This is a genomic window from Micromonospora sp. NPDC023633 (assembly GCF_040640035.1).
GTDB lineage: Bacteria > Actinomycetota > Actinomycetes > Mycobacteriales > Micromonosporaceae > Micromonospora.
Genome location: NZ_JBFABB010000193.1, coordinates 1 through 8812, shown reverse-complemented (window position 1 = coordinate 8812; position 8812 = coordinate 1). Strand labels below are relative to the sequence as shown.

Annotated in this window: 10 protein-coding genes and 2 pseudogenes; 11 read left to right on the top strand and 1 reads right to left on the bottom strand. The window is 68.6% G+C overall.

Annotation, left to right across the window (positions count from 1 at the left end):
* Positions 1 to 275: 275 nt before the first annotated feature.
* The 8 genes and pseudogenes from AB0G13_RS32660 to AB0G13_RS32625 form a co-directional block, all read left to right on the top strand.
* A pseudogene (locus tag AB0G13_RS32660) lies at positions 276 to 884 on the top strand (integrase core domain-containing protein); the annotation flags it as partial.
* Entirely contained in the window at positions 884 to 1672 is a 789-nt protein-coding gene (gene istB, locus AB0G13_RS32655) for an IS21-like element helper ATPase IstB (RefSeq protein ID WP_357882912.1), read from the top strand. The pseudogene AB0G13_RS32660 and the gene istB, both read left to right, overlap by 1 nt.
* Before the next feature lie 437 nt (positions 1673 to 2109).
* Entirely contained in the window at positions 2110 to 2832 is a 723-nt protein-coding gene (locus AB0G13_RS32650; RefSeq protein ID WP_357882909.1) for a hypothetical protein, read from the top strand.
* Positions 2829 to 3191: a transcriptional regulator gene (locus AB0G13_RS32645; RefSeq protein ID WP_357882906.1), complete on the top strand. Its 363-nt coding sequence runs from the start codon at positions 2829 to 2831 to the stop codon at positions 3189 to 3191. The genes AB0G13_RS32650 and AB0G13_RS32645 overlap by 4 nt, the downstream gene beginning before the upstream one ends.
* The gene (locus AB0G13_RS32640; protein ID WP_357882903.1) at positions 3188 to 4363 is read left to right on the top strand and encodes an acetylhydrolase; all 1176 of its coding nucleotides are present in this window, start codon (positions 3188 to 3190) and stop codon (positions 4361 to 4363) included. The genes AB0G13_RS32645 and AB0G13_RS32640 overlap by 4 nt, the downstream gene beginning before the upstream one ends.
* 52 nt (positions 4364 to 4415) lie before the next feature.
* Positions 4416 to 4646: pseudogene (locus tag AB0G13_RS32635) on the top strand (IS5/IS1182 family transposase); the annotation flags it as partial.
* Positions 4647 to 4930: 284 nt separating this feature from the next.
* Positions 4931 to 5497: an RNA polymerase sigma factor gene (locus AB0G13_RS32630; protein WP_357882900.1), complete on the top strand. Its 567-nt coding sequence runs from the start codon at positions 4931 to 4933 to the stop codon at positions 5495 to 5497.
* Positions 5494 to 6261, top strand: a complete 768-nt coding sequence (locus AB0G13_RS32625) for a hypothetical protein (protein ID WP_357882897.1) — start codon at positions 5494 to 5496, stop codon at positions 6259 to 6261. The genes AB0G13_RS32630 and AB0G13_RS32625 overlap by 4 nt, the downstream gene beginning before the upstream one ends.
* A 263-nt stretch (positions 6262 to 6524) precedes the next feature.
* Here the strand turns inward: AB0G13_RS32625 and AB0G13_RS32620 are convergent, their stop codons facing one another.
* Entirely contained in the window at positions 6525 to 7385 is an 861-nt protein-coding gene (locus AB0G13_RS32620; RefSeq protein WP_357882894.1) for a hypothetical protein, read from the bottom strand.
* 253 nt (positions 7386 to 7638) lie between these two features.
* Here AB0G13_RS32620 and AB0G13_RS32615 point away from each other — a divergent pair, with 253 nt between their 5' ends.
* From AB0G13_RS32615 to AB0G13_RS32605, 3 genes are all read left to right on the top strand, one after another.
* On the top strand, positions 7639 to 7857 hold the full coding sequence (locus AB0G13_RS32615) for a hypothetical protein (RefSeq protein WP_357882892.1): 219 nt from the start codon (positions 7639 to 7641) through the stop codon (positions 7855 to 7857).
* Positions 7805 to 8317, top strand: coding sequence for a hypothetical protein (locus tag AB0G13_RS32610; RefSeq protein ID WP_357882889.1), 513 nt, complete (start codon positions 7805 to 7807; stop codon positions 8315 to 8317). Before AB0G13_RS32615 ends, AB0G13_RS32610 begins: the two co-directional genes overlap by 53 nt.
* Before the next feature lie 257 nt (positions 8318 to 8574).
* Positions 8575 to 8812 (top strand): hypothetical protein (locus AB0G13_RS32605; RefSeq protein WP_357882886.1); only part of this gene is annotated, 238 nt, incomplete at its 3' end.

Genomic DNA, 8812 nt, shown 5'->3' with positions numbered 1-8812 from the left:
TCTCTGAACGCCCGCCCTCATCAGGACAATGTTCTAGACCGAACGTCAATCATGTCCTGGGACGTATCCGTCAAGCATGTGGTGGGACTAGACAGAAGACGACCGGCTGTGTCCTCCGTCAACAGATGCGCGACACTCGTCCGCCAACTGATCTGCGACTCGGTCGGCGCGCAGAGCGCGGCATGTGCTTGCGATCGCGCGGGTCGGTGGTCATCGCCTCCAAAACAGGAGGTGAGTGACTCCGCTTGGGCTCGGCACTGACCGAGGCGATGAACGCCTTCCGCGGCACTCTCGGCATCCGCGTGATCCAGTGTCGGCCGGCGGACCCTGAGGCCAAGGGCCTGGTCGAACGCGCCAACGGATATCTGGAGACGTCGTTCCTGCCCGGGCGCCGGTTCGGCTCACCGCAGGACTTCAACGCCCAGTTGGCGGACTGGTTGGTGCGGGCGAACCACCGCCGACATCGGATGCTGGGTTGCCGGCCGGTGGATCGGTGGGACTCCGACCGGCAGGCGATGCTGCCACTGCCGCCGGTGGCGCCGGTGGTCGGTTGGCGGCAAACCACCCGCCTGCCCCGGGATCACTACGTTCGCCTGGACGGCAACGACTACTCGGTGCACCCGGCGGTGGTCGGCCGCCGCGTCGAGGTCACAGCCGACTGCGATCGGGTGCAGGTGTTCTGCGACAGCCGACAGGTCGCCCAGCACGACCGGTGCTGGGCGAAGCATCAGAGCATCACCGACCCGGCTCACCGCCAGGCCGCCGCTGACCTGCGCACCGCTGCCCGACAGGCACCGACGCCAGCGGTCACGACCGAGGTGGAGCACCGCCAACTGGCCGACTACGACCGGATGTTCGGCCTCGACGTCGAGGTGGCCGCGTGATGGCCACCAAGACCAGCCGCAACGTCACCTCGGAGATCGCGTTCCTCACCCGCGCACTGAAAGCACCCTCCCTCGCCGCGTCGGTGGAACGCCTGGCCAAGCGAGCCAGGGCCGAGTCGTGGACGCATGAGGAGTTCCTCGCCGCCTGCCTGCAACGTGAGGTTGCCGCCCGGGAGGCTCACGGCGGTGAGGGCCGCATCCGGGCCGCGAGATTCCCGGCCCGCAAGAGCCTGGAAGAGTTCGACTTCGACCACCAACGCTCTCTGAAGCGGGAGACGATCGCCCACCTCGGCACCCTCGACTTCGTGGCGTCGAAAAAGAACGTCGTCTTCCTGGGCCCGCCCGGAACCGGCAAGACCCACCTGTCCATCGGCCTCGGGATCCGGGCCTGCCAAGCCGGACACCGAGTCGCGTTCGCCACCGCCGCCCAATGGGTGTCCCGCCTCGCCGACGCCCACCACACCGGCCGCCTGCAAGACGAACTGGTCAAACTCGGCCGGATCCCACTGCTAATCGTCGACGAGGTCGGCTACATCCCCTTCGAAGCCGAAGCCGCCAACCTGTTCTTCCAACTCGTCTCCAACCGCTACGAACGAGCCAGCCTGATCGTCACCAGCAACAAGCCCTTCGGCCGCTGGGGCGAAGTCTTCGGCGACGATGTCGTCGCCGCAGCCATGATCGACCGCCTCGTCCACCACGCCGAAGTCATCTCCATGAAGGGCGACAGCTACCGACTCAAAGACCGCGACCTCGGCCGCGTCCCCTCAGCCACCAAGACCAACGACTGAGTAAGGTCACATACAGGCAAAGGGGTCCAAATTCAGACGCCCCAGCAGGGTCCGATTTCACGCGGCGACGACACCAACTCACGTTTCATGGCTTATTGGTCAGATGGTGGTTGCGGTTGGCCTAGCCACGGCCGGGATGCCGGCCGTACGGGCCAGCCGGCGCACCGTGAGGGGTTGTGTCCTGCGGAGGGCTGGATCTACACCCCGAGTGCCGCCTCGGTCAGATGCTCGGAGAGTTCGCGCGCCGCCAGCTGACGTGCACGGATCTGCCGATGAGCGGATATCTGATCTTGATCCAGGTGTCGGTGCGATGACCGAAGTGTCGCGCCCTCGCGCGGAGCCGAGGCCCACGCGGGCCGCTGCTGCTGCGGGGCGTTGTGCGGTAGCCGTCGAAGATAGTACTAGCGGAGATAGGTTTGCTGTGGAAACCTATTGGCATGACCACTGATTCGGTACCCGCCAGCGGTGATCCCCGCCGGCTACTGTCGGACGTGCGCACCCTCGCCCACCGGGTGCGGCTTGACCAGCGGGTGACCTGGGTCGCGCTGCTGGTGCTGACCGCGGTGACGTTCGCGGCGATCCCGATCGACTGGTACTCCCTCTACGCCGACTGCGGGTCCGCGAGCGCGTGGATCAACAACGTGGACGGCAGCTCCATGTGCCACATCCGGCGGGAGGGCGCGATGTTCTATTGGCCGCCGGCGCTGCTACTGGCGTACACGGCGATCGCCGTGTACGCGGTGCGGGTGACCCGGGCACGGGGGCTGGGCGCCCGGGTGTTGCCGTACGCGCTCACCGGCGTCGCCCTGACCGTCCTGTTCACCGCCGCGTGGCTGCTGGTGCGCCTGTATCTGGCCAACCACCCGGGTCCGACCGACCCGCTCCCGGACTGGGTGATGCTGCTGGACCGTCTGGTCGCACCGGCCGGCACGATCGGGGTCGCGCTGCTGGTGCTGGCCCGGCTGGAGCGCAACGTCGCACTGCTGGTGTTCACCCTCGGATACCTGGTGCTGGTGCTGGTGCCGATCAACTTCTTCTGGCACCCCAATTGGGGATACGCGGGAATCCTGGGAGAGTTCCTGCCGCAGCAAATCGTCAACGGCGTCGTGCTGCTGCTGGGCACGGTCGGCTTCGCGGTGGCCCGCCGGCGGCACCGGTGAGCACGGAGGCCGTGACCCCGGACCCGCACGAGCCATTCGCCCACCCGGTCACCGGACTGGACGAGGTAGTGCACCAGCGGGTGCGGCTCGGGATTCTCACCATCGCGCACGAGGCGCGCCGGGTCGAGTTCGGCTACTTGCGCACCCAACTGGAGCTGACCGCCGGGAACCTCTCCAAGCATCTGAGCGTGCTCGAAGTGGCCGGCCTGATCGAGGTCGAGAAGGGCTACGCCGGCCGGCGCGGCCGTACCTGGATCATGCTCACCGCCGCCGGCAACACCGCGCTTGCCGACGAGATCGGGCGGCTGAAGCAGCTCATCGCGCGGGTCGAGACCACCGACACCCAGGAGGACCGATGACCATCACACTGACCCGCCGACACCTGCTCGCAGCCGCGCTCGCAACCGGGGTCGCCGTGCCGCTCGGCGACGCCGGCCGCGGCTGGGCGGCGGCCCCGGGTGGCCCGGCACGGCTCACGCTGCCCCCACCCACCGGGCCGCACCGTGCCGGCACCGTGTCCCTGCACCTCGTCGACAGATCCCGCCCGGATCCGGTCGCCGGCCCCGGGCACTATCGCGAACTGATGGCCAGCGTCTGGTACCCCGCCGCCCGGGACGCCCGGCGTCATCCGGTAGTGCCATGGATGCCCGCCGCGCCGCTACGTGCGCTGCTCGTGTCCGCCGGGTTCGACGCCGATGCCGCGGCGGCGCCCCTCACGGCCGGCCACGAGGGCGCTCCGGCACTCCGGACACCCGGACGGCTGCCCGTGATCGTGTTCTCCCACGGCAACGACGGTCACCGCGCCGAGGCCACCATCGTGGTTCAGGAACTCGCCAGCCACGGCTACGTCGTGGTCACGGTGGATCACACGTACGACGGGTTCAGCGAGTTCCCCGACGGCCGGCTCACGGTCCCCAACGACCTGTCGTTCACACCATGGGACTCCACCCACGACATCCGGTTCGTCCTCGACCGCATCGAGGACCTCGCCGCCGGCCGCAACCCCGACGCCGAGCGGCGTCCGCTGCCGGCCGGCCTGGGCGCCGCGCTCGACCTGCGGCGCATCGGCATGTTCGGCTGGTCGAAGGGCGCGACCGCGACCGCTCTCGTCATGAACCAGGACCGGCGTGTGCGGGCCGGACTCGGCTTCGACGGCCCGATGCAGTCGCAGCCACCGGTCACCGACCTCGACCGGCCGTTCATGCTGATGACCGCGGAGTTCACCCGGGCCGCCGAGCCAAGCGTCGAGCAGTTCTGGTCGCACCTGCGCGGATGGCGACTCAACGTGCAGGCCGACGGCGCGGCGCACTCGTCGTACTGCGACCACCAGTGGCTGATCCCGCAACTGGCGAGGATCATCGGGATGAGCGACGAGGACCTCGCCGGCTGGATCGGCACCCTCGACCCGGCCCGGGCGGTGCGGATCCAGCAGGCGTACCCGCTCGCGTTCTTCGACCTGCACCTACGCCACCGAGGACACCTGCTCAACCGCCCGAACCCGGCCTTCCCGGAAGTGCAATTCATCGTCTGACGCGCTTCAAACAGCCTCGAGTGACGCCCCGCAGCAGCCCGAGCCGGTGGCGATCCCCCTGGCCGTGATCCTCACCGGCGGGCACCCGCAAGTCACCAACTCGTCCCACTGATCGACAAGATCCCACCGATCCCGGCGTCCGTGGTCGACTCCGCCGACGCCCACGCAAGGTCTACGCCGGCCGCGGCTGCGACCACGACAGCCACCGCCGGTTCCTCCGCGCCCCGGCAACACCCCCGTCACCGCCCGCCACGGCACCAACCTCGGCACACTGCGCTGGGTCAACGCGCGTCCAACCCACAACCTCCGCAGACGCCGAGACGAGTCGACCAGGCAAACGGCACCATTTGCTCGGGTACACGGATCTGCCGCCGACCGTGCGCGTTCGGCGCCGCCCTGTCGTGCCGAGAAGGGTGCGTTGACAGTTCATCGCTTAGTACCGCGAACAGCGCTGGGGTCGCCGAGGCGCGAAGGCCGCATGACCACCGTCCCGGGGTGAACTGCACCTGCTCACTCTCTCGCAGCTTGTCGCCGTAAGTTTCGAAGTGTGGCCGGACACTACGTGGTGTGAGAGAAGAGCACACAGCCGAGCGGCATGAACAACGGTTCGTGGAGCTGTGGACTGAACACGGACCTCGGGTGATGGCGTACGCGTTGCGACACCTTGACTCCGATTCCGCACAGGATGTGGTGTCGGAGACGTTCCTGGTGGCCTGGCGGAAGCTCGCCAGTGTTCCGGACGACCCCTTGCCCTGGTTGCTCGTGGTCGCCCGCAACACCATCTCCAACCTGCGCCGATCGGGACATCGGCAGGCACGGGTGGCCGTCGAGTTGGAGCGGTTCCGGCAGGTCGCGGAACCGGCGGCTTCCGCCGATGTTCTCGCCACGGAGCGCGCTACCGTGCTGACCCAACTGGCGACGCTGACCCCGAAGGAGCGGGAGGCGCTGCTGCTGATCGCTTGGGACGGCTTGACCCCGGAGCAGGCGGCGCGGGTGGCGGGCTGCTCACTACCGGCCTTCCATGTACGTCTGTTCAGGGCGCGGCGGCGACTACGCGCCAGCGGCGAGCCGGACGCACCGCCTCACGTCGACGCTGCCCAACGTCCACTGCCATCTGCAGGAGGCACCGCATGACCAAGGATCGCGACATAATGATCATTGTCGAGAAGCTCAGGCCGGTTACCGCAGTCGATGACCGCTGGCCTGCCTCGACTCGGGAAGCAGCGCTGGCACACCTGTTGATCAACATCGCCGGCGACCTCCCGGAGGCCCCTCCACGGTCGCACAGGCGGCGGGTCGTGTTTACCGCCGCATTGACTGCCGGCCTTGTCGCTTCGGGTGCGAGCATCGCCGTCGCCGGAGGGCTGCTGCCCGAGTCATTCACTAAGCCGTTGTCGTTCTGGGCGACCGAAACCGGGGGCGCGGTGGACGTCCAGACAGCACGACGAGTGGCCCAAGCACCGGGCCCGGACGGCACCGTACTGTCCGTCTGGTCCGCCAAGGGCCAGGACGGCACCACCTGCATAGCCCCCCTGTTCGAGCCGCCCGGTGACCTCGACCGGCCGGCCCCGACAAGCTTCAAACTTGCCGGGGGACAGTGCACGGGCGCGGCGGACCGGGGCACGGAGCCGCTCAGCACCATGGGCGGATCCGAGGACGGCAGGGGAATACACACGATGTGGGCTGCCGCCGGGGATGCGGTGCGGGCGGAACTGCGACTGCACGACGGGTCCGTGCGGTCAGCCGTACGCGCCGAAGACGTGTTCTTTTTCTGGTACCTCGCCAACGAGAGCGTCGACCCGCCGGTCTTGGTCGGGTACGACGCCGCCGGAAAGGTGGTGGCGGAACGGTCGCCGCCCAACCTGAGAAAGCGGGTGCACCCCGGGACCGGCGGTTGATCTTTCAACGGCGTACACCGACCCCGACTTGCCGGTAACGCCATCGCGTCCGGATCGGTCCCGCAGTATTCATGGCCGTCGCGGCAATGAACGTCTGCCGCCAGCGCGTCACCCAACACCCTCAACGCCTATAGTCTCGGCGACCGAAGCCCTGTCATGCCGCGAGGCGCGCGGTCGTGCTGATCTGCCAGGAAGCGCTTGTCGCCGAGGGCGACCGTAGGTGTCAGGTCGAGCGGCCGAGGGTCGCAGTCTGGTCGACACTGTCAGGGCCGGTTATGCACGAACCACGCGTCACCGGCGGGCAAGGCAACGGCGACCTCCCACCGGCTCAGGTCGAGGTTCGGAGCGAGCGCCTTGAGCTGGCCTGCCGCAGTCCACGCCTCGTCACCCGGTGCCGGGCGACGACCCACCTGGAACTGCAGCATGGTGCCCCACGACGCGACCAGACGGGCGTCCCACCGGTGACGCCACTGCGCCAGCACCTCGGCGAGCGTCCGCTGGTACCCCCGAGTGGGCGCACCGAAGAAGTCCACCCAGTACCCCGAGCTGCGGACGCCGCTGGTGGGCAGCAACATGAGCAGGACGCTGTCAGGCGTGTACCAGTAGTCGGTCTGCGTCACGAACTGCACGCCGCCAAGCACCCGGGCGTGCAGGTCGGCGTCGGCAAGCAGCCGATCGTAGAGCGCCCTCTCCAGCGCCTGGCGTGGAGTCGGCAGCGCCACATCCGACACCAGGGCCGTCAGGTCCAGGTCGGCGCCGGCTATGCCACGCGCGTAGTACTCGACCTCACCCTCGTCGACCTCGTCGTCCTCGCTGTAGTGGCGGTAGGTCAGCCAGGGTTCGGAAGACTCGGCCGCCTCGGCGAACGCGCGCAGTTCCGACTCTGACGGACCTGGCTCGGGCTTCGGCCGGATCCTCAGTGTGTTGTCGAAGTCGTCGGTGACCATGACGGGCCGACGTCCGAGGATCGGCACCAGTGCGTCGGCAGCCTGCCAGGCCTCGTGCAGGCGATTGGGGTCGATGTCGGCGACGAGGACAGTGCCCGACGGGCCGTGCCCGATCGGCAGGCCGGCCAGTGGCGTGCCGACGAACGCCGCTTCGATCTGGTCGAGGTCGCTTCGCACGGTGAGAGTATCTCCGATCATCGACGCGACGCAGCCTGGAGGTGGGTCTGGTGCGGCCGGGCTCCGTCGCGCTGAGCACACGATCGCTCAGCATCCAAAAGGCATCCGCATTTGCCGCGAACAGCGCGCTCGTCGGGCAACATGGCGGCGCCGTCTTGCGGCCGCGCGAACCGCTTCGAGCAGTCACCGACCGCTGGTCCCTGGCCCCTTCCACGGCCGGCGTCCTGCCCGACACCGCGCTAACCTGCCGCGCATGGTCTACCGCGTCGGGGACGTGCTGCGCATCTCCTGCCCGTTCACGCCAACGGTCGTCATCGGCGTCGACGAGGCGTACGTCAGCGTCCGCTGGCCCTGGTGGGAGATCGACCCGGACGCGGAGGGCTCGTGCTGGAACGGCGTGGTGGCCCTGGGCCGTGCCGATGGACGAGCTGTACGTGACCGACCCGCCTGCCCTGCGCCTCGCACCCGGTGATACCTGTCGGGTCGGTATCCCGGCGCGGATCATCCACGTCATCGAGGTTCACGAGTACGATCCGCCGCAGGAGACGGACTGGCTGCCCCGCCCGGGCCTGAGCCTGCTCGTCCTGCGCGCCGGCGAGGCTCCGGACGCGGCATCGGAGTTCCAGGGCACGAGCATCGAGCCCGGCGGCGGTGTTCCGTTCACGCTCGAACTGCTCTTCCGGCCGTACGCCTTCGTGAAGGCTGGCGACGACGTCGCTGACGCCGATGGTCGTGCCTGGCGCTTCGACGGTCCATGGACCTGGGCCGCTTACGACAGCGCTGGCGGCGTGCCCGCGTGGCCCCTGACCCTACTGACCGGCGGAGTGGATCCGGTGGCCGTCGCGACGGCGACCGCTACCGGATCCCACGAAGCCGAAGCCAGCCGCTGGCGCCGAGCGGCCGGCATCCAACACGAAACCTCGCCCCGCTGAACAGGCCACAGCGCCGGAGCTATCCGCAGCCGGCTCAAGCATCCGGATCTGGCGCGATGCGCTCGTAGATAACGAGCGGAATGGTTATGTCGGGCGCGGATTTCAGGTGCCCGTTGGCGTGGTGTATGCGCAGCCGGGCCGAGTCTCTGCCGGCGATTCTGTGGCCCTGCGACCGACGTCCGGAAGTCTGTCGCGGACGCGCGGTGTCGTGGGTACGGTGGCCCACGATTCGCACTCCGAGGAGCTTACTGGCCACGATGACCGAACCCACATCGGCTATCTGGTACTACTCCAAGCCAACTACCTTCACAGGCTCGCTCCAGCACGGCCTCGGCCGCGGCGCGTACCGGGCGCTTCACGACCCGCAAGCGCCACATGCCGTACTCGCGTGTGTCAAGCGGGACTACCGGTGGGACTGGCTTGTCGACGAGCGCGCCGTCTACCTGGCCCGACTGATCCGTGATCTTGCGCTGCCGGTACCTCCACTGCTCACTC

Excerpts from the sequence above, each read along its gene's own strand:
- istB (WP_357882912.1), top strand. The coding sequence starts at position 884 with ATGGCCACCAAGACCAGCCGCAACGTCACCTCGGAGATCGCGTTCCTC.
- AB0G13_RS32650 (WP_357882909.1), top strand. The coding sequence starts at position 2,110 with ATGACCACTGATTCGGTACCCGCCAGCGGTGATCCCCGCCGGCTACTG.
- AB0G13_RS32640 (WP_357882903.1), top strand. The coding sequence starts at position 3,188 with ATGACCATCACACTGACCCGCCGACACCTGCTCGCAGCCGCGCTCGCA.
- AB0G13_RS32615 (WP_357882892.1), top strand. The coding sequence starts at position 7,639 with ATGGTCTACCGCGTCGGGGACGTGCTGCGCATCTCCTGCCCGTTCACG.
- AB0G13_RS32610 (WP_357882889.1), top strand. The coding sequence starts at position 7,805 with ATGGACGAGCTGTACGTGACCGACCCGCCTGCCCTGCGCCTCGCACCC.
- AB0G13_RS32625 (WP_357882897.1), top strand. The coding sequence starts at position 5,494 with ATGACCAAGGATCGCGACATAATGATCATTGTCGAGAAGCTCAGGCCG.